This is a genomic window from Aeromonas sp. PI_26 (assembly GCF_027854445.1).
GTDB classification, from domain to species: Bacteria; Pseudomonadota; Gammaproteobacteria; order Enterobacterales; family Aeromonadaceae; genus Aeromonas; species Aeromonas veronii.
Map to the genome: position 1 here is coordinate 100,279 of NZ_JAJNOE010000015.1, position 19,734 is coordinate 120,012.

Annotated in this window: 12 protein-coding genes; 2 read left to right on the forward strand and 10 right to left on the reverse strand. The window is 59.8% G+C overall.

Annotation, left to right across the window (positions count from 1 at the left end; genetic code table 11):
• Genes LRL22_RS15850 through LRL22_RS15865 form a run of 4 tightly spaced genes read right to left on the reverse strand, consistent with a single transcriptional unit; the run spans nt 1 to nt 3,573 of the window.
• Entirely contained in the window at nt 1-777 is a 777-nt protein-coding gene (locus LRL22_RS15850; protein WP_005355251.1) for an ABC transporter permease, read from the reverse strand.
• A complete protein-coding gene (locus LRL22_RS15855; protein WP_108613447.1) occupies nt 770-1,669 on the reverse strand; it encodes an ABC transporter permease in 900 nt (299 codons plus the stop codon). Before LRL22_RS15855 ends, LRL22_RS15850 begins: the two co-directional genes overlap by 8 nt.
• Nucleotides 1,669-2,502 carry an alkaline phosphatase family protein gene (locus LRL22_RS15860; protein ID WP_115522169.1) on the reverse strand — a complete coding sequence of 278 codons (834 nt, stop codon included), beginning with the start codon at nt 2,500-2,502 and terminating at the stop codon, nt 1,669-1,671. The genes LRL22_RS15855 and LRL22_RS15860 overlap by 1 nt, the downstream gene beginning before the upstream one ends.
• Before the next feature lie 9 nt (nt 2,503-2,511).
• Nucleotides 2,512-3,573, reverse strand: a complete 1,062-nt coding sequence (locus tag LRL22_RS15865; RefSeq protein WP_005355254.1) for an ABC transporter substrate-binding protein — start codon at nt 3,571-3,573, stop codon at nt 2,512-2,514.
• A 249-nt stretch (nt 3,574-3,822) separates the two neighbouring features.
• On the opposite strand from LRL22_RS15865, the gene LRL22_RS15870 reads away from it, so the two are divergent.
• Nucleotides 3,823-4,587 (forward strand): UTRA domain-containing protein, encoded by a 765-nt coding sequence (locus tag LRL22_RS15870; RefSeq protein ID WP_058057086.1) that lies wholly within the window; start codon nt 3,823-3,825, stop codon nt 4,585-4,587.
• Between the two features lie 40 nt (nt 4,588-4,627).
• Here LRL22_RS15870 and LRL22_RS15875 read toward each other — a convergent pair whose 3' ends face one another.
• Entirely contained in the window at nt 4,628-5,392 is a 765-nt protein-coding gene (locus tag LRL22_RS15875; RefSeq protein WP_270905843.1) for a helix-turn-helix domain-containing protein, read from the reverse strand.
• Nucleotides 5,393-6,667: 1,275 nt separating this feature from the next.
• Here LRL22_RS15875 and LRL22_RS15880 point away from each other — a divergent pair.
• Nucleotides 6,668-7,294: a porin family protein gene (locus LRL22_RS15880; protein WP_021231774.1), complete on the forward strand. Its 627-nt coding sequence runs from the start codon at nt 6,668-6,670 to the stop codon at nt 7,292-7,294.
• An 86-nt stretch (nt 7,295-7,380) separates the two neighbouring features.
• Here the strand turns inward: LRL22_RS15880 and LRL22_RS15885 are convergent, their stop codons facing one another.
• The 5 genes from LRL22_RS15885 to recC form a co-directional block, all read right to left on the reverse strand.
• The gene (locus LRL22_RS15885; protein ID WP_270905844.1) at nt 7,381-8,379 is read right to left on the reverse strand and encodes a sensor domain-containing diguanylate cyclase; all 999 of its coding nucleotides are present in this window, start codon (nt 8,377-8,379) and stop codon (nt 7,381-7,383) included.
• Nucleotides 8,380-8,935: 556 nt separating this feature from the next.
• A complete protein-coding gene (locus LRL22_RS15890) occupies nt 8,936-10,441 on the reverse strand; it encodes a hypothetical protein (protein WP_257691822.1) in 1,506 nt (501 codons plus the stop codon).
• A gap of 244 nt (nt 10,442-10,685) precedes the next feature.
• Nucleotides 10,686-12,749 (reverse strand): exodeoxyribonuclease V subunit alpha, encoded by a 2,064-nt coding sequence (gene recD, locus LRL22_RS15895; RefSeq protein WP_270905845.1) that lies wholly within the window; start codon nt 12,747-12,749, stop codon nt 10,686-10,688.
• Entirely contained in the window at nt 12,746-16,354 is a 3,609-nt protein-coding gene (gene recB / locus LRL22_RS15900; RefSeq protein WP_270905846.1) for an exodeoxyribonuclease V subunit beta, read from the reverse strand. Before recB ends, recD begins: the two co-directional genes overlap by 4 nt.
• The gene (gene recC, locus LRL22_RS15905) at nt 16,354-19,707 is read right to left on the reverse strand and encodes an exodeoxyribonuclease V subunit gamma (RefSeq protein ID WP_270905847.1); all 3,354 of its coding nucleotides are present in this window, start codon (nt 19,705-19,707) and stop codon (nt 16,354-16,356) included. The genes recB and recC overlap by 1 nt, the downstream gene beginning before the upstream one ends.
• Nucleotides 19,708-19,734: the final 27 nt, after the last annotated feature.

A 19,734-nucleotide genomic window follows, 5' to 3' on the forward strand; every position in this document is an offset into this window, starting at 1 on the left:
TCACCGATGAAATCTGTTAGCCGCCCAGGTGAGCAGCAGGGTCAGCAGGAAGTAGCTCATCACCAGCGCACTGGTGAAGTGGCCCGAAGTGGCGCGCATGTTGTAGAGGTAGACCTGCAGGGTCTCGTAACGGGTGCCCACCAGCATGTTGGCAAACACGAACTCGCCGAGCAGGAAGGAGAGGGAGAGAAACAGCGCCGCCAGCAATCCCTTGCGCAGGCAGGGGATCACCACCAGCAGAAAGGCGCGGCGACTACTGGCCCCCAGCAGATGGGCGGCATCCATCAAATCCCTGAGCGGTACCCCTTGCAGGCTGTTGGCCAGCGCCCGGTACATGAAGGGGAGCACCACGGTGAACCAGGTGCCGATCAGGATCCACGGCGTGCCGATAATCGGCAGGACACCATCGGCGTAGATCTGCAGCAGCCCCACCGAGGAGACCACAGGTGGCACCGCAAAGGGGAGCAGGATCAGCAGGTTCATCCAGGGATCCAGCTTGGGGAAGTAGTAGGCCACTACCAGCACGGTCGGTACCAGCACCAGGGTGCCCAGCAGCAGGGTGGCGAAGCAGACCAGGAGGCTTCGGCCAAAAGCCGCCAGAAAGCGCGGGTCGCCCCACAGCTTGAGATACCAGTCGAGGGTAAAGCCGTCCGGCAGCAGGGTCGCCCCCCAGCGGGTGGAGATGGAGTAGAGAAACGTGGCCAGCAGCGGCAGCAGCAGGGTGGCGACCAGCCCACCCAGCACCCACTTTGGCCAGCGCGGCGTCAAATCATGCATGGGATTGCCCCTTGTTCACATAGCTCTTTTTCAGCAGCCACTGGTTGGCGGCCGTCACGACCCCCAGCAGCACCATCAGGATCACCGCCAGCGCCGCCGCCATATTGGGCTCGAGGAAGATATCGCCGGAGACCAGACTGGCCACCCGGATAGTCACCAGATTGAAGTTGCCGGTGGTGAGGGCGTAGGCAGAGGCATAGGCCCCCACCGCGTTGGCGAACAGGATGATCAGGGTTCCGAGCAGCGCGGGCGTCAGCACCGGCAGCGCCACGTGCCATACATACTGCCCCTTGCTCGCGCCGAGCAGCGCGGCAGCCTGCGGCCACTCATCTTGCAGCGCATCAAACGCCGGGTAGAGCAACAGCAGGGCAAGCGGGATCTGGAAGTAGGTGTAGATGAGGATAAGGCCGCTGCCCGAGTAGAGGTTGAAGCCGTCGATCAATCCCCAGGATTTCAGCAGCAGAGTCACCGCACCATTGATGCCGAGAATGATGATGAAGGCGAATGCCAGCGGTACCCCGCTGAAGTTGCCGGTCATGGTGACAAAGGCCAAGAGTACCCGCTTGACCCGCTCGCCGCTGTGGCGCAGCGCGGCTGCCCCGAGGGTGCCGATGGCAAGCCCCGCCAGACTGGCGATACCGGCAATGCGCAACGAGTTGCCGAACGATTGCAGGTAGAAGGGGGAGCTCAATATCTCCCGGTAGTAGTCGAGGCCCCAGCCATCGGGGGTCTGAAAGCTGCCCACCAGCACCCACACCATGGGGGCGAGCTGGAACAGGATCATCAGCAGGATAAACGGCAGCAGCACCAGCGCGGGCAGCCAGTGGCGGCGCACCTTGTGCTTGGTTGCCACGGGTTGATCCACGAGGATCTCGGTGGTGGCAGGCATCATCAGTGCACCTCGCGCATAAAGGCGGCCTTGAGCAGCGGTGGCGCTGCCGGCTTGTCGTGGGGAATGCCCAACAGATCGGCCATCAGGGCGCAGAGCTGGGTCTGGGCGATCACCACGCCATCCGGCCAGCGCTCGATAAAGGCATCGCCAAACAGCCAGAGCGGCACGGTGCGCTCTTCGGGCAGGGTGCCGCCGTGGCTCAGATCGTTGTTCATGCCGTGATCCGAGGTGATCACCACCTGATATCCCTCCGCCAGCCACTGGGGCAGCAGATCGGCCAGCAGGCTGTCCATGCGGCGCGCCTGATTGCGGTACTGGCGGGAATCGAGGCCAAACTTGTGGCCCGCATCGTCCACCCCCATCGGGTGGATCAGCAGAAAATCGGGGTCGTACTGGCTGCGCAGCCACTCACCATCCATCAACAGATGACTGTCGGGGTAGTTGTCATCCCAGTAGAAGCAGCCGTGCTGAATGGGCAACTGCTCATCGTGAGTAAAGCGATCGCGGGCAGCCAGCCAGGGGCTGCGGTTGTAGAGTTCGCTCACCCAATGGTAAGCCGCCGCTGCGGTGCGTTTGCCCGCGGCACGGGCCAGATGGAAGATGGAGTCATGCAGACTGAGGCGACTCACCCCGTTGTGGGTGATGCCGCTCACCACCGGCGGCACGCCGGTCAGGATGCACTCGTAGAGGGGTCGGGAGAGAGACGGCAGGGCCGCATTCAGGGTCGTATGCAGGCCCCGCCCCGCCTCCACCATGCCACCGAGGTAGCCCATGGTGTGGGCTACCTCGGCTGCCAGACCATCCACAAGTACCACTATCACCTTGTGTTGCACTGGATTCCCTTACTGCATGTTGATCATGACGGTTTCTTGCCACTGACGCGGCAGGGCTTTGGAGCTCTGCTCCCAGGCGGCGTGATCCTGCACCGGCTTGGCATTGGCGTACTGCTCGGCTGGCAGCAGCTTGGCCTTCACGTCATCCGGCAGGGTCACATTGCTGCGGATCGGGCGAGCGTAGCCACGGGCCAGGTTGATTTGACCGGCATCGGAGAGGATGTATTCACGGGCCAGTTTGGCGGCGTTGGGGTTCTTGGCCCACTTGTTGATGATGGTGGTGTAACCGGCGATGACTGAACCGTCGCTCGGGATCACCACATCAAACTTCTTGGGGTCGATCTGGTCGCGGTAGTTGAGGGCGTTGAAGTCCCACAGCACACCCACTTCCACCTCACCCTTCTCGATGTTGGCGATGGTGGGATCGTTCAGGGAGAGACGGCCCTGCTTGGCCAGCTGACCGAACAGCTCCAGCGCGGGCTTGAGGTTCTTCTCGCTGCCGCCGGTGGCATAGGCCGCCGCCAGCACGCCGTTGTTGGCCTGGGAGGCAACGCCCACATCACCCAGGGTCACCTTGTAGTCGCCACCCAGCAGGGATTGCCAGCTGGTAGGGGCGGCCTTGACCAGATCCTTGTTGATCAGGAAGGCGATGGTGCCGGTATAGGCCAGCATCCAGTGACCGTCCGCATCCTTGGCCCAGTTGGGAATATCGGCCCAGGTGGAGGGTTTGTAGGGCTGGGTGACCCCCTGCTTGACCGCAACCGGACCGAAGGCGCCGCCCACGTCACCGATATCGGCGGTGGCATTGGCCTTCTCGGCGGCGAACTTGGCGATCTCCTGCGCCGAGCTCATGTCGGTATCCTGATGCTTGATGCCGTAGATGCTGCCCAGCTGCTGCCAGGTATCCTTCCAGTTGGCCCAGCTGTCGGGCATGCCGATGCTGTGGAGCTGGCCTTCGCCACGGGCGGCCTTTTCGAGATCCGCGATATTTTCGGCTGCATAGCTATTTGTGGCAAACAACGGTTGGCTGATGGCCACCATGGCCAGTGCACTTGCGATCACGCTTTTCATCATCCCATCCCTCTGGACTAGGTCAGTTAAGGTTCGAGAGGGATGCTAAAGGGGAATTGTGACGGTGGCGGGGCGCTTTAATGGCAGTTTGATGACAATCACCCTGTCATGGCGCTGTCATCCACAGCGGTTACAACTCTGAACCCAAGTGAAGCTGGACTACTCCAGTCATCCACCTTCTGAATAAGCAACAGGGACAAGAGTGTGACCGAGCCGAGATTGAGCGAGCAGAGAGTAAACGAACAGAGCATGGCCGATGGCCGCTCATCCTCCAAGTGCGAACAGATTTGCCAGACCCTGCGCCGCTATATCGGCAGCGGCCAATTGGGGGCCGGGCAGCAGCTACCCGCCGAACGGGCCCTGAGCGAGCGTTTCGCCACCACCCGCATCACCATCAAGGAGGCGCTCTCCAGCCTCGAAGCGGATGGCCTTATCTACCGTGCCGAGCGGCGCGGCTGGTTTGTGGCGCCACCCCGCCTCACCTACGACCCCGCCATCCACACCCACTTTCACCAGTGGATCGGCGAGCAGCAACGCACCGCCGAAACCCGGGTGCTGGCCCACGGCAGCGAGCTTGCCAGCAGCGAACTGTGCCGCTGGATGGGGCTGGAACCCTTCACGCCGCTCTACGAGATCCGCCGCCAGCGGCTGATCGACGGTCGCCCGGTGCTGCATGTCAGCCACCACCTGCTGGCGAGCCGCTTTCCCGATATCGCCAGCGCGCCGCTGGCCAGCTCCCTCACCGAGCTCTATCAGCAGCGTTATGGCATAGGCCAGGGCGGGGCGAGTCTCGAGATCACCCCCTCGGCGGCGCGTGGCGCCATCGCCCGCGCCCTCAATCTGGCGGAGGGGAGCGCGGTGCTACGGCTGGTGCGGGTCAACTACGACGAGCGAGGCGGTCTGGTGGATTGCGATATCGAGCACTGGCGGCCGGATGCGATCCGCATCTGTCTGGATACGCGAGCATTGCAGCCGCTCGCAGGCAAGCTGCAACAAACCCGGGTCGCCGATTAGATTCCAACCAACAGAGCGGATCCCGCAGGATCCGCCGGGATCAGTTGTCGATATTGGGGATCATTTCGTCGAAGCTCTGGTAGCCGCAGTCGGCCAGTTGCAACGACATGGTGTAGGTCTTGGCGTGCTCCTGCTGGCCGATGGCGGGGCGGTTGAGCTTGATCTCCTGATGCCAGTACTCCTTCATCCGGTCGATCAGCGCCATCGCCTCTCCCTCGTTGAGGTGCAGCTGGCAGAGCGCCATATAGTTGTTCGACTTGTGCATGTTCTCCACCAGATACTCCCCCAGCACCGACATCGCCTGCCGTGCCTGCTGGCGGGCGAAACGGCTGTGCTGCTCGAAGCTGATCCGCTCGCTGATGAGGAAGTGGTAACTGTTGTCGATACCAAGCTGCAAAATGCCGAGCTTCTCCAGCTTGCGCAGATAGAGGTAGCAGGAGGCATCGGTCAGGCCGTACTCCCGCTTGAGATCGATCAGTGTCTTGTCGCGCCAGAAGATATTGGCGAGAAAGGCGTAGAGCCCCGGCTCGTTGTGAAACGCCTCATCCTGCTCCTGGGTGAAGACGGCGCGGCGGCTCTGGGCGTCCTGAGTGCGATCCAGCAACTCCTCGAACGAGAGCCCCACCAGATGGCAGATCTCCAGCAGAGTATCGAACGGCAGGGAGGGCTTGTTCATCATCCGTTTCACGGTCGCGATGGAGACACCCATGGCTTCTGCCAGGGTCTGATAGCGGATCCCCTTGTCGGTCAGGGTCTTCTTCAGGGTGTCGAGAATATTGTTGGCCAGGGTCTGGCTGTAGGTCATGCCACTCTTCCTTGTTATCGCACTTTCATTGCATGGTTATGCCGAGTCAGCTTCTGACCTGTTTTTACCTTCAAGGCTCAGATATTGACACCGAAAAAACAGCCTAGAGAAAAAATCGCCTACAACGCCCATCAGGACAGACCAGTTGAACGATGAGGTCGCAAAATATGACACCAGACAGTGCATATCTTTCAACCCGCAAACATTTTGCTAGTGCTGCATAGAACATCGCGCATAATCGAAACGTATCGAATTCAAGACCCTTCCTGGTTGAGAAATCGATTGTTTGCTTCCAAATTTTTATCTTTTAAACCGTAAGGTTTTTTCTCTTTCCTGGCATTGGGCGGCGCTGATAGCACCGCCCTTTTCTTTTCCCTGAATTCGCAGGTCAGGTCAAGGGCCCTGGCAAGGGGAAGTGTCACCGGCCACCCGCCGCCCACTGATGCACCAACCATCACGACCGTTCTGGCAAGGTATCCTAAACGATCATCAATACCGTGTTATTGCCATTCAATATATTTAAATGGCTTACTTGGAAAGCTTCATTCAATATAAAAACAAATATAAGCAAGTAATTTAAAACATCAAAAACTTATCTTGTAAATGGCTTGCATATATAAGACAACAAAATTAATCAACCAGTACTACCAATATTTTCTTATCACTCCCCGCTCCCACCCCAACAACTGCTACCGGGTGAAGAGAAAAGCCACCCACAAGAGCCCATCTGCGTATCTGATGGGTAGCATGGCCCACGCAAAAACAGCCTCAAAAGAACACCAAAAGTCACATTGGGAACAATCCCAAACCTCGAAAAGAGCAAAAAACAGGCAAAAAGATAGATTTTTTTCTCACGGTTTCACCTTGTGAGGCGTTCAAAAAACATCAAAAAGAGCCTGACACCTGTGAGTGACATCTGAGATGCCAATTTTTAGACAACTCATCACGGCTACGCTCGAATGAAAATTTAATGCCGATATAAATCAATCACATAGAATCAAAACCGAACTCACAGCCTGTCATTTGCCTCACTGGTTAATTATTTAAACCTCAATAAAGCTAAAACTCTAATAACACCATTTATTAAACAAAATGACCCTGATGGCCGCCAGTCATATTTAGAAGAATGCGGAAATCACTCTCTTGTTATTCAGAAATGTGCTGACTATACTGCGGCCCCTCTGTGAGAGCAGAGCAATGACGGAAATATAAAAAGCTTCATGGATTGAGCAATATAAATCACACGCAGTTCACGCAACACAAGGTTATTTATCCATGAACAAGTTTAATAAAATTGCCGCTTTCTCCCTGCTTGCTCTGGCCATGAATGGCGGCGCCCATGCCGAAGGCTGGTATGCAGGTCTGGATCTGACTACCTCCAAGATGGATCTCGATGGTGCGGCCAAAGACGCCTATGACGCCAAAGTGATCGACGACCAGCTCGACGGCGGCAGCCTGATCGTGGGTTACAGCTTCAAACCCTGGCTGGCGGTTGAAGGTGGCTTGCACGCCCAGCAGATGGATCAGCTGACCTGGGTAACCTCCCCGATTGCAAGCGGCTTTGCCGACACCACCATCGAAACCCGCAGCATCAGCCTGGCCGCCAAGCTGAGCCAGCCGCTGGCCTGGGGCTTCAGCGCCTATGCCAAACCGGGCATCGCCTACACCCGCACCGAATTGGAAGTTGTCGGCAACGCCACCTTCCTCGGTTTCAGCGATCAGGTAAGCAAGAGCGCAACCAAGAGCAAGGTACACCCCAATCTGGAAGTAGGTCTGGACTACGCCTTCAACGACCACTTCTCTGCCGGTATCGGTTACGAGCGCCAGTTCGACGCCCTGAGCCTGGGTGACGAGCACTACTCTCTGGATACCTTCAAGCTGGGTCTGCGCTACCACTTCTAAGTCGCGCCGCGTCAGTAACAATGCAAAAGGGCCGCAGGTTTCAAACCTGCGGCCCTTTTTACTGCTCTCTTTCCATACCTTGCGCGTTAGCAGATCTGGTCTTTACCCAGCTGCTTGGCCTGATAGAGCGCCCGATCGGCGCGCACCATCAGGCTCTCCTTCTGCTCATCCTGCTGATACTCCGCCAGCCCGAAGCTCATGGTAGCAGGCGCATGGGGGCAGATGGGCTCGCTCGCCATCAATGCCTGAAACTTGCTCGCCACCACCAGCGCATCCTCGCGGCCGGTGTTGGGCAACAACACCATAAACTCGTCACCGCCCCAGCGGGCCAGCAGATCGATCTCGCGGATATGGTGGCGCACCAGCGCCACTATGTTGATCAGGGTCTGATCCCCGGCGTTGTGGCCATAGCTGTCGTTGATCTGCTTGAAGTTGTCCACATCCATGGCGATCACCGTAAACGGCTGATGGAAGCGGCGCGCCCGCTCGCACTCCAGCTGCAACGCCCGCTCCAGCCGATAGCGGCTGGCGGCGCCGGTCAGGGCATCGGTCTCTGCCAGCAGACGGTTCTCCTCGGCTTTCTGTTGCAGCGCCTCGTTGAGTCGCACCAGCTCGGCGGTGCGCTCGGCAACCTGCTGCTCCAGCGACTGATTGCGCCGCTCCAGCTGCTCCAGCAACAGCTTGCTGGCGTGGATATCGCGATGGGCGCCGATCATCCGCGCCACAGACCCGTCGGGATTGCGCTCAATGATGCGGCCGCAATCCTCAATCCAGAGGTAACTGCCATCCCGGCAGCGGCAACGGTACTCGGCACGATACTCATGGGCACTGCCGCTCAGGCAGAGATCGAACTTGGCCATCACAGCCGACAGATCGTCGGGGTGGATCACGTTCTCCCAGGTGAAGACGGTATTGCCGAGGGAGTGAGGCTCGTAACCCAGCATCCGGTACCAGCCGGGGTTGCGATAGACAAAACCGGTATTGGCATGCCAATCCCAGATGCCATCGCTGGTCACCTCCAGAATGCCATGCATCACGGCCTCGCTGACATCCGAGATCCTGATCGTGTCACTGTCCTGCACCATAGCAGTTATCCTTGTTCTTCCGCCCCGCGCCACCACGGGGAATCGCGCTGTTGTCGTGAGGCGCTACCTTGGCATATTGCAACAGATCTGTCAGCCAGAACCCCACCGTACCGCCGTTTCCCCGGTTATCGGCCACTCACGGCGCAGGCTGAGTCAGGGTGGCCATAAGTGTGGCTCAAGCGCGCCCCATTTACCGGATTTAACTCACGATTCAGTCATTTGGGGGATGGGATAATCGGGCGGCGCAAGAGGGGGGTGATCAAGTGCAGCATATTGTGCCAACCCGCTCCCCTCACCCTCTCCCAAAGGGAGAGGGGATAAAGCGGCACCGGAAATATGATCGCCAGCCACGTAGGTTCGATTAGCGAAGCGTAATCGGACAGCGGTAACGGCATTGCTCCCGTCTCCCATTGATTAAAAAAGGAGGAAAAGGGTCGGGGATAAGGGGAAAGAAAAAGAGATTTCGCGGTAAACGTTGGGCTTCGCTACGCTCAGCCACAACCTACATAATCGGTAGGTTGGTGCTGAGTCTGAGAAGCCCAACATACGAGATATGCTAAGCCTTAGGAAGAAAATGCTCTTTCAATATTTTCAAAGCTGCATCATCAGAACTTGCCACATTCCTTATTTCATTCGGACCAAAAACCAAAAGATTAAATTTCTTTATATTTGCTTCTTTAGTCCTTTCAATACGGGCAATTGACTCATCAGACAGACGTCCAGTTGTCCACAGCTCGAAATTAGGAATGCCACCATTTTTGTTCGTTATTTCTAGTCTCTGCAAATGCTCTCTGACTCGTTTAATTCTAATATCTAACCATCTATTTACTTCTTCATTACTCACAAAAGAACCTGGCTTCATGGCTTTACACTCGATGATTCTTGGCTCACCGACTTGAGGAACGACATAAACATCAACCTCAGCCTTTTCTCCACCATTATTTTTAAATGTTCTATTAAGATAGACATTGCCAGCAGTAGAATTTCTTATTATGTGACTGACCAGTATTTCAAAGAACGCGCCACGCATATTACCCATAGCACCTTCGAGACTGCCTAACCTTGTAATCACTTCATCAAAAGCTTTACTTTCAATCTCTCCTATAGCTGACTTTTTAGTAATATCGATTAAAGATATGAATGCTTCCGCTATATCTTTACCAAAAAGACTTTCTGGTGTTGCTGGTATAACGCCTTTTTCTTTAAGCTTATTCAGTGCTTCTTTTTCATAGCTAAGGGCAACGAAAATGTAAATAACCTTGTTTATTTTCTTCAATGCTTGCAGTGAGTTTATTTTATTTAAAAATGGCTCTATATGAATTAGCTCTACATTTTTTGAAAATAAAACATCACAAACAACAAAGCCAGGATTGGGCTTATCCTGCTTATTCCAATCGACTAATGGAGCTAAGTAACTAGGTGATGAAAGATCCCAAAAAAATGGTCCAACCATTGGTTGACTATTGATGTCACCTCTGGTCTTGATACAATCAAAACTTGCTATAGATAACCTTCTAAGCCACTCTTTCATGGCGCCAATAAATATTTCTTCAGCAAGTAACCTTGCACGAACAGAAATTATTTCCAGCTCTTTCAATTCATTCCTATCATATAAATCCTTAGTAAGGACACACTCCCCTATACCATCTACTTCGTCTTTTACAAAAATCCTCGCATCAAGCATTCTTTCCAATACACTAAATGCACTAATTTTTTTCTGCTGAGCTTTTGGTGAACCACAAATGGTATAAAAATGCTCTATAGGAACAATCCCTCTAGCCTGTACAGCACCTAGAGCTAAAGCGTACGCACCTTTCTGGCTATAAATTGCTTTAAACAAATGTCCCCAGAACATTGGAGAACCGTAATCTTGTTCTAAATATGTAAAGCGAGTCCCTCTAGAAAACGTTAAATATGCTAGCTGTTTTACTCGATTACTTGATCGTCTGATCCGTTGGCGAGCAGCTTCATGTGTTAATCCATGCTTCTCTACAAGGTATGCGGCCAAATCACTGCTCAGACAAGGGCCAAGATTCTTATACGAAAGTGCCTCTTCAATCACGACCTTCCTCCCTACTGGGTATGTCACGCTGCGCTATTTATAAAACAAAAATACACGTACCGACCCACAAAAAGCGCACCGAGACAACACCCGTTAAAAATCAATACCTTAAGTAGAAAAAATGACAAGCGCCATTACCGTGCGTCACGGTCATAAAACATACCGCTCATTGCCACAGCACTGTTGGTGCAATTAGCACAGCGTAACGGGTCAACAGCAACTCCCTTTACCGCCGTCCAATCGCTTACTCCCCCAACCTCTCCGCCAATCCGGAATAACGCTCGGTCTTTTTCCGTACCGCTTGTGCCAGCAGGGCGCGATCGCCGTAGAGATCGAGCCTGACTTTGGCGCGGGTGATGCCGGTATAGACCAGCTCGCGGGTCAGCAGCGGGCTGGGGCTGTCAGGCAGCACCAGCACGGTATGGGCAAACTCCGAGCCTTGGGACTTGTGGATGGTCATGGCGTAGACCGTCTCGTGGGGCGGCAGCCGACTGGGCAACAGGGCGCGCAATGTGCCATCCGGCTGCTCGAACCATACCTTGAGCCGCCCAGTTTCATCGGGCAGGCAGAGCCCCATATCGCCGTTGTAGAGGCCGACCCCGTGGTCGTTGCGCACCACCATCACCGGGCGGCCGGCATACCAGTCGCCATCGCGGGCAATCAGGCCAGCCCGTGACAGGGCCAGTTCGAGCCGCTCGTTAAGTCCCAGCACGCCGAACGGGCCATCGCGCAGGGCGCAGAGGATCTGGAAGCTGTTGAATGCCTTGAACACGGCGGCGGGCGCCTCCCCCGCGCGGGCCGCCTTCAGATAGCTGCCGTAACCGGCTACCCCCTGGGCAATCAGGGCATCGTAGACCTCCCCCGCCCAGGGGTGCAGGCTGATATCGGCAAAGCCCATGCCCCAGACCGCCTCCACCGCCGTGGCATCGCCGCTGTTGCAAGCGTGCGCCAGCTGGCCGATGCCGGAGTGCTGATCAAAGCGCCAGCTCTTGGCCAGCAAACAGAGGCTGTCGCGCACCGGTGCCCCCGCGGGCGTGCCCTGCAAGCGGTAACCGGTCTGGCGGGAGAGCCAATCCGCCTGCGCCGGGCTGATGCCCTGTTCGATAAAGCTGCAGATATCGCCGAGCACGGCCCCCGCCTCCACCGAGGCTAGCTGATCCTTGTCGCCGAGCAGGATCAGGCGGGCGTGGCTCGGCAGCGCATCGAGCAGGCGCGCCATCATCGGCAGGTCAACCATGGAGGCCTCATCCACCACCAGCAGGTCGAGGTGCAGCGGGTTGCCCGCGTGGTGGCGGAACTGGCTGCGCCCCGGAATGACCCCGAGCAGCCGGTGCAGGGTGCCTGCTTCGGTGGGGATCGCCTCCACCCACTCGGGGGGCAGATCGAGGGCCTGCAGGGCAGAACCGATACTCTCGGTGAGGCGCGCCGCCGCCTTGCCGGTGGGGGCCACCAGCCGGATCGCCGGGGCCTTGCCTGCTTGCAGGCCGGTCTCCACCAGAATGGCGAGCAGTTTGGCGACCGTGGTGGTCTTGCCGGTGCCGGGGCCACCCGAGATCACTGCAAAGGGGCGCGCCGCCGCGGTGGCCGCCGCCAGCTTCTGGCCGTTGCAGCAGAGCGCCTCGGGCACCAACGCATCCAGTTTGCTCAAGTCGCTCGCCGCCTGGGCGCTGGCGAGCAGCGCCTCGATGGCGGGCCAATCCACTTCATTGGGGAACACCAGATCGAGATACTTCTCGATAAAGTGGCGGGCCGAGAAGTCGGGTGCGAGGCGGGCTTTAAGCAGCGCCCCGAACACCAACCCATAGTCGCGGGCAAACAGCCGCGACAGGGCCGGGGCTATTTCCGGCCATTCGGCTCGTTCACTCAACGCGCGCAGATGGCGGGCTACCCCCAGTTCAAAATCGTGGTAACGGGTGAGATAGAGCCGTCCGTGCCACAGCCGCAGCGGCCAGCGCGGGGCGAGCCCGTCATCCTGTTCCGTACCCACGAGCGGGCTTGCCGCAAACAGGACGGGCCAGCGGGCAGGATCCGCCAGATCAGACAACAGATCCCGGCTCTGCTGGGGATCCAGCCCGAACGGTCGCAGGGATCCGGCAGTCAACATTTCAAGCGGCAGACAGACATGGCCGCGCCCCAGCTCGAAGCAGGTCAGCGCCGCCCCCAGCACCAGCTCGGGGCTGCCGCCAAGGTCGGCCACCAGCCGGGCAAATTGCAGATCCAGCTGGCGGATGCGGCCAACCAGCGCCAGTGTTTTGAGCCGTTCAACCATCATTGCGCTGGCTGCGGTGCTGATCATGGTGCCGCTCATGCCTCTACCTCGTTTAATGCTTGGGATCCCGCTGCTGGCAGCTCACTGCCTTCGCGAAACAACTTATCCAGCCCCAGCACCAGTTCACGGCTCGGGCGAGTATGGAAAATGCCCCCCTGCGGCATACCGCGCAGGAACAGATAGAAAACGCCGCCAAAGTGCTGCTCGAAGTCGTAGCCCGGCAGGCGCAGGGTGAGCAGCCGGTGCAGCGCCAGCGAGTAGAGCTGGTATTGCAGGTCGTAGCGATGCTCGGCCATCGCCCGCTCCAGCGCCGGACGGTTGTAATCGGCCGGGCTCATGCCGAGGTGGTTTGATTTGTAGTCGAGCAGATACCAGCGCCCCTGCCACTCGAACACCAGATCGATAAAGCCCTTGAGCATCCCCTGCACGGTGGCAAAGCTGAGCGGCTTGTTGCCCCGCGACAACGGGTCGTGCTGCTGGCAGAGGGCGGTCAGCGCCGGTGCCGTCACCCGCCCCATGGGCAGGAAGAACTCCAGCTCCACCTGCTTGCGCTCGGGGGCCAGATCCCGCAGCCGCACCGGCTCGCCAAAGCCTGTTTCCAGCGGGGTATCGAGCACCGCTTCGACCTGCTGTTGCAACACCGGTGCCCAGCTCTCATCAAAACCATCCTGCGCCAGCAAGGTGGCGATATGCTCTGCCAGCGGCTCGCCGTCGGCACTTTGAAAGTCGATGGTCTCGAACAGGCTGTGCAGCAGGGTGCCGGGGCGCGCGCCCTTAGGGAAGGTGAAGATGGAGGGCTGGGGCGCCTCCTCCGGTTGTTCTGCCGCCAGAGTGGCCGCCTCGGTCACCACCTCGTCATCGAAGCCAGGATTGGCCAAGACCCCCTTGCTGTGACCGTGCCCCTGCGCAGCCAGCCCGGAGTAGGAGCTGATCCACCAGTCCCGCTCAAGGGTGCCGCTAAAGTGGCGCACCTGCGGCTCGCCCAGCTGCTCCTCCTCTGGCGGCAGCGGGGCCGGACGAGTGAGCGAGGGCTCACCGACAGCCACCCCGGGCAGCGCCTGTGCCAGCTCGGTCAGGGCGGTCGCAAGCGTCTGCGCATCCCCCTCTTCGCCCTTTTGCAGCAGGTAGCCGATGGCGGTGTGGTGCAGGTCGGTCTTCTCCGACTTGCCCGCCCCCGCCCGCACCGGCGCCAACCCCAGCCAGGTGGCGTAAACGCCCCGGGTCAGCGCCACATAGAGCAGCCGCAAATCTTCGGCAAGGCGCTCCCTGTCGGCTTCCGCCAAGGAACCCTCGGCGCCGGTCAGATCGAGAATGGTGCGATTGCCCGCCTCGTCCGCCTCGTGATAGAGCGGGGTCTCGGCGGTTCTGTGGCTGCAGATAAAGGGCAGGAATACCAGCGGGTACTCCAGCCCCTTGGATTTGTGGATGGTGACGATCTGCACCAATTTCCGCTCGGATTCGAGCCGCAGTACCTGCTCCGCATCCTGCCCGTTGGGGCGGCTCACCGCCTCCCCCAGCCAGCGCAGCAGGGCGTATTCGCCATCCAGCTCGCTGCTCACCTGTTGCAGCAGCTCGCCGAGATGGAGGAAGTTGGTCAGCCGCCGCTCGCCATAGGGACTCGCCAGCAGGGAGGAGGCGAGATTGCGCCGGTGCAGCAGGGCCCGCAGCATCGCCAGCACGCCGCGGCGGTGCCAGATCTTGCGGTACTCCATAAACTCCTGCACCGCGCTCTCCCACGCCCGCTCGTCGCTGGCCAGCCCATCGAGCGCCTTGGCGTCGAGATCAAACAGGCCGGTGGCGAGCGCCGCCCGCAGGCTGCGCTCTTCGCTCGGGTTCTGGCAGGCGTGCAAAATCAGCAGGATCTCCCGCGCCTCCGTCTGCTCCAGCACGCTCTCGCGGTTCGACAGATAGACGGAGGCGATGGCGAGACGCGCCAGCTCCTGCTGCACCAGCTTGCCCTCGCTGCCGGTGCGCACCAGCACGGCGATATCCCCGGCCTTGACCGCCTTGTCACCGATCATCGCCTTGCCCTCGCGGGCCAGGGTCAGCAGGCGGTGGATCTCGGCGGCGGTGGCGCGGGCCATCTTGCTCTGGTAATCCCCCCGGTTGAAGGTCGGCTGGCCGCTCAGCTGCCAGCAGTGGAGCACAGGGGCGGTGACGCCATCGAGCAGCAGCGCCTTGCTCTTGCCCTGCGCCTCCACCGGCAGGAAGGGGATATCCGCCTCGTAGATAAAGGGATCCTTGGCTCGCTCGAACAGGCCGTTGACCGCCCCCACCAGCGCACTGCTGGAGCGCCAGTTGCGCCCGAGGGTGTAGTGGGCGCTCACATTTCGCCGCGCCTGAATGTAGGTAAAGATGTCGGCGCCGCGAAAGCCGTAGATGGCCTGCTTGGGGTCACCGATCATCAGCAGCGCCGTGTCTGTGTGGCCGCCGTAGAGACGATGGAAGATGCGGTACTGCTGGGGATCGGTATCCTGAAATTCATCGATCATCGCCACCCGGTAGGTGGCGCGAATGCGCTCGCAGAGCCGCTCGCCAAGGCTTGAGCCAAGCGCTCCGTCGAGATCTTTGAGCAGGTCATCGAACGAGAGCTGATGGGCTTGCCGCTTGCTGGCCTGCATCCGGCTGCGCACTACTTTGGCGGCCCGTTGCAGGATCAGATCCCGGATACCGGGGCGGCTCGCCAGCAGTTCATCGATCTGGCCGAACAGTGGCAGGGTCGGCACCGCGCCCCCCTTCTTGAGGTTCTCCTCCAGCACTGTCTGGCCGAAGCGCTCCAGCTCCTTGGGAATGGCGTAGCCACTGCTCTCGTCCTGTGCCCAGTCGGCTATCTTGGCAAGCCACCCTTCGTAGTTCTTGCCGGTGTAGCGGCTGATCTGGCCGTCGGTCTGGCGGCGGATCTCGTCCGTCTGCGCCAGCCATTCGTTTTTCACTGCCGCGATGCGGCTCATGGCCGCCTGATGGCGGGTGGCAAGGGTCTCATCCCCCAGCGCGGGGTGGATCTCCAGCTCGCTGTTGTCGAGCCAGCTGCCCATCTCCCGCAGCAGGGCGGCGGGGCTCGGCCAGAGCGCACGCACCGCGCTGGCGAGGGTTTTATCCACCGGATAGAACTCGGCACGCCAGTAGTCGCTCACCGCCTGCAACCTGAGCTGGCTGTCGTCGGTAAGAAATTCGGTTTCAAAGAGGGCGCCGGATTCGAAGGCGTTCTGCTTGAGCATCCGCTGGCAGAAGCCATGGATGGTAAAGACCGCCGCCTCGTCCATCTGCCGCTCAGCGGCCAGCAGGCGACGGGCCGCCAGCTCGTGATCCTCCACCTCTGCCAGCAGTTGGGCCAGCAGGGCATCATTGCTATGGCCGCGCATAAAGGCGAGGCGCGCCTCGTGAATGCGACCACGGATCCGCCCACGCAGCTCGGCGGTGGCCGCTTCGGTAAAGGTCACCACCAGAATTTCGGTCACCGAGAGCGGCCGTTCATGGGCACTCGGCTGACCGGCATCAGCCCCCTCCTCAATGAGCGGGCCGTGGCCCAGCAGCAGGCGCAGGTAGAGACCGGCGATGGTGTAGGTCTTGCCGGTACCGGCGGAGGCTTCGATCAGTCGTTCACCATGGAGGGGAAAACGCAATGTATTGAGCGGGTTAGCCATTATTTCAGCTCCTCCAGGGTCTTGAGCAGCGGGGTCAGGTGTTCGCGGGCCAGCGCCTGCAACTGCCCCAGCACCTCGTCATCGAGTTCGGGGAAGCAGCGGGCGACGTAAACGTCTTGCCCCTCCCCATTGATCATCCAGCCGCCGTTGAAACGGGTGAGAGCCGCCTTGTCGGCCGCCTCCGGCTTGTCGGGATCCTTCTCGATCGCCTTGAGCCAATCCCAGGCGGTGTTGGGGAAGAAGGGCAGCGGCCGCTTCATCCCCTGCGCCCAGCACGCCACCAGCGCCGCCAGCTTGGGCCGCGCCTCGTCGGCAGCAAGAGCAGGCAGACGCAGACTCTGTTTGGCATCGAACAACAGGGTGTCGCCGGGGGCGCCGCTCAATGAGAGGCAGAGGTGCTGGATCCAGCCCAGCAGCAGATCCTTGCCGTTGAAGCTGCCGGGCTTGACCACCAGCAAGCGCCCCTTCTGAGTGTCGATCCACCCTTGCAGCTGGCCCTGAGTGAGGGAGATATCGATCTCCACCGCCTGCTTTTCTGACTCATTGGCAGCAACCCATGGCCGCAGCCGATCAGCCAGCTTGCCCATCTCGGCATCCAGATCGTCCAGCAGCAGGCTGCCGAACCACCCTTGCGGCAACAGGCCGGTGAGCTGCAACCGCTCGCGACGCTCGGTACTTTCACCTTCCGCCAGATGGGCATCGAGCAGCAGATCTTTCAGCTGATAATGTTGCAGACCATCCAGCTCGAACGGCTCGCTGTCCTCGATGTTGGCTTCGTTCAGCTCAAACCACACCTTGAGACGGCGGTTGAGGAAATATTTGGTGGGCTGGCGATAGAAGCGCAGCAGCTCCGCCAGCTCCAGCCCCTGCTCCTTGCCCCATTCGGGAGGTAAAGGCAGCTCGCCGCTCTGGAAGTTGGCCGCGCCGCGCACCGGATTGAGAGCGGGCAGCCAGTCGGCGGCATAGGTAAAGAGGCGTGAGCCCGGCTCCGGGTAAAAGTAGTTACGGCTGTAGGGGGTGAGCGGGTGCGCCACCATCAGGTGGTTGAGCAGCCGCTTGCCGGAGGTTTCGTCATCGAGATCCTCATCCCCCGCCAGCACAAAGCCCTGCCGCACATAGTCGATCAGCTCCGCCAGCAGCACCGAGGGCACCTTGTCGCTGTTGTCCTGGGCGCTGAAACCCTGATAGCTGATATAGAGCCCCTGCTGGGCGCTGAGCAGCGCCTCAAGGAAGAGGTAGCGGTCATCATCGCGACGGGAGCGATCCCCACGCCGCGACGCCACCGCCATCAGGTCGAACCCCATGGGAGCCAGGGTGCGCGGGTAGACGCCGTCGTTCATGCCAAGCAGGCAGACCTGCTTGAAGGGGATGGAGCGCATCGGCATCAGGGTGCAGAAGTTGACCTGACCGGCGAGGAAGCGCTGGCTGGAGCGGGACTCCCCCAGCACGCTGCCGAGGTAATCCTGCAGCAGGTCGGCGGTAATGGGCTGCTCGAAGCGAGCCTCGCCGAGCCGGGTCTGCCACTCGGCCAGCTGGCTGCGAATAAGCTGAAGCTGACGCTCTTCATCCTCGTCAGCCAGATAGAAGCGCTCCAGCAGCGCCAGCAGGCAGGCGTTCCAATCGGCCAGCGGCTGTGCCTGTTGCAGGCGGGGCAGGAATTCGGCCAGCGAATCGACGAACCAGGCGAGCTTGCCGAGCGCCAGCCCCTGCTGCCCCTCGATACCGGCATAGGGCAGAATGCCCGCCACCGGCTCGCCATCCCCCATGGCAAAGCCGAGCAGCATGCGGCGCAGGCCGAACAGCCAGCTGTTGCCGGACATGGGCGGCAGATCGAAGCGGACTGGGTAACCGTCATCCAGCCCCCAGCGGATGCCGGTCTCCTGCACCCAGACCCGCAGCTGGTTGAACTCGTCGTCATCCAGCTCGAAACGGCGCAGCACGGCGGGCACCTCGAGAATGGCGAGCAGCTCCCCCGCCCCGAAGCGGGCGTTGGGCAGCCTGAGCAGGGCGAGGAAGCTTTGCAGCAGCTGACTCTCCTGACTCGCCGCACGATCCGAGACCGCAAACGGGATCTGGCCCCGAGCACCAAACACCGCCTGAATATAAGGGCCGTAGCTGTTCACATCCGGCATCATCACCACCACATCTTTCGGGGTGAGGGTGGGATCCTGCTCGAACAGCGCCAGCAGCCGGTCGTGCAGCACCTCGAGTTCGCGCATCGGGCCGTGGCAGGCGTGGATCTGCAAGGATCCATCCGCCGGGCTTATGGGACTCTTGTGATAGCTGCTGTCGAGATCAAACTGACCGGCGCCTCGCTCGGCCAGCTCCAGCACATCCTTCTGGATGGCGCGCAGCAGGCTGACATTGCCCTTGCCATCCACCTCGTCGATATCGACGAAGGCCTCGATTTGCGGCACCTCCAGCTCCATCAGCTGATGCAGGTAGTCGCGCCCCAACTTGCCCATGGAGGCGAGCAGCGGGTTGGCGGGGCCCTGCAATGTCTCGATATCGGTGCCGGGTTTGAGCTTGTTTTCGAGCCGTGCCAGGGTCTTGCGATCCAGCAGATCCCCCCAGTAGTAGCGGCAGGGGTTGGTGACGAACAGATGCACCTCCACCTCCGACCGACTGCCGAGGGCCAGCAGTGCCTCCACATAGCGCGGCGGCAGCGCCGAGATGCCGAACACAAAGACCCGCTGCGGCAGCTTGCCCGGCAGATCGGCGGTGCGTGCCAGCTCGTGGATAAACTCCTCGTAGAGGTTGGCACGGTGGTAACCGCTCGGAGAGAGCGCCAGGGTGCGAGCCACCAGCTCGCGCCACAGCTCCGGCTGCCAGTCCTGACCGCTCACCCCGGCCAGCTCCTGACTCAATCCTTCCCCCTCTTCCCAACGGGCGATCCAGTCCGGCCGGTAGACCAGATACTGGTCAAAGAGATCCGCCACCTTCTGGCAGAGCTGCCACAACCGCACCTGCTCGGGATCCTTGGCAGGATCCTCCTCATCTCCCCCGCTCAGATAGGCGGCGAGCGGGGCAAAAGCAGGACGACCCAGCAAGGCAGGCAAAATGGTCATCAGCTGCCAGCTCATGGATCCCTTGTTGTAGGGGCTCTGGCGCGGCACATCTGCCAGCACCCGGGTGAACATCTCCCAGATAAAACTGGCGGGCAGCGGAAAGTCGATATTGGCAGCGATGCCGAACGCTTTGGCCAGCTCCAGCTTGAGCCACTGGGCCATGCCCGGGCTCTGCACCAGGATCTGCTCCCGATCGAAGGGGTGAGAGAGAGGGGCCTGCCGGATGCGGCTCACCAGCAGCTCTTTGAGCAGATCCAGCTGATTGGAGTGGTAGAGGGTAAACATGAGCAATTCCCGCCTGTGGATGAGAGG

Excerpts from the sequence above, each read along its gene's own strand:
- recB (WP_270905846.1), bottom strand. The coding sequence starts at position 16,354 with ATGGCTAACCCGCTCAATACATTGCGTTTTCCCCTCCATGGTGAACGA.
- recC (WP_270905847.1), bottom strand. The coding sequence starts at position 19,707 with ATGTTTACCCTCTACCACTCCAATCAGCTGGATCTGCTCAAAGAGCTG.
- LRL22_RS15870 (WP_058057086.1), top strand. The coding sequence starts at position 3,823 with ATGGCCGATGGCCGCTCATCCTCCAAGTGCGAACAGATTTGCCAGACC.
- LRL22_RS15850 (WP_005355251.1), bottom strand. The coding sequence starts at position 777 with ATGCATGATTTGACGCCGCGCTGGCCAAAGTGGGTGCTGGGTGGGCTG.
- LRL22_RS15855 (WP_108613447.1), bottom strand. The coding sequence starts at position 1,669 with ATGATGCCTGCCACCACCGAGATCCTCGTGGATCAACCCGTGGCAACC.
- LRL22_RS15865 (WP_005355254.1), bottom strand. The coding sequence starts at position 3,573 with ATGAAAAGCGTGATCGCAAGTGCACTGGCCATGGTGGCCATCAGCCAA.
- recD (WP_270905845.1), bottom strand. The coding sequence starts at position 12,749 with ATGAGCGGCACCATGATCAGCACCGCAGCCAGCGCAATGATGGTTGAA.
- LRL22_RS15880 (WP_021231774.1), top strand. The coding sequence starts at position 6,668 with ATGAACAAGTTTAATAAAATTGCCGCTTTCTCCCTGCTTGCTCTGGCC.
- LRL22_RS15875 (WP_270905843.1), bottom strand. The coding sequence starts at position 5,392 with ATGACCTACAGCCAGACCCTGGCCAACAATATTCTCGACACCCTGAAG.
- LRL22_RS15885 (WP_270905844.1), bottom strand. The coding sequence starts at position 8,379 with ATGGTGCAGGACAGTGACACGATCAGGATCTCGGATGTCAGCGAGGCC.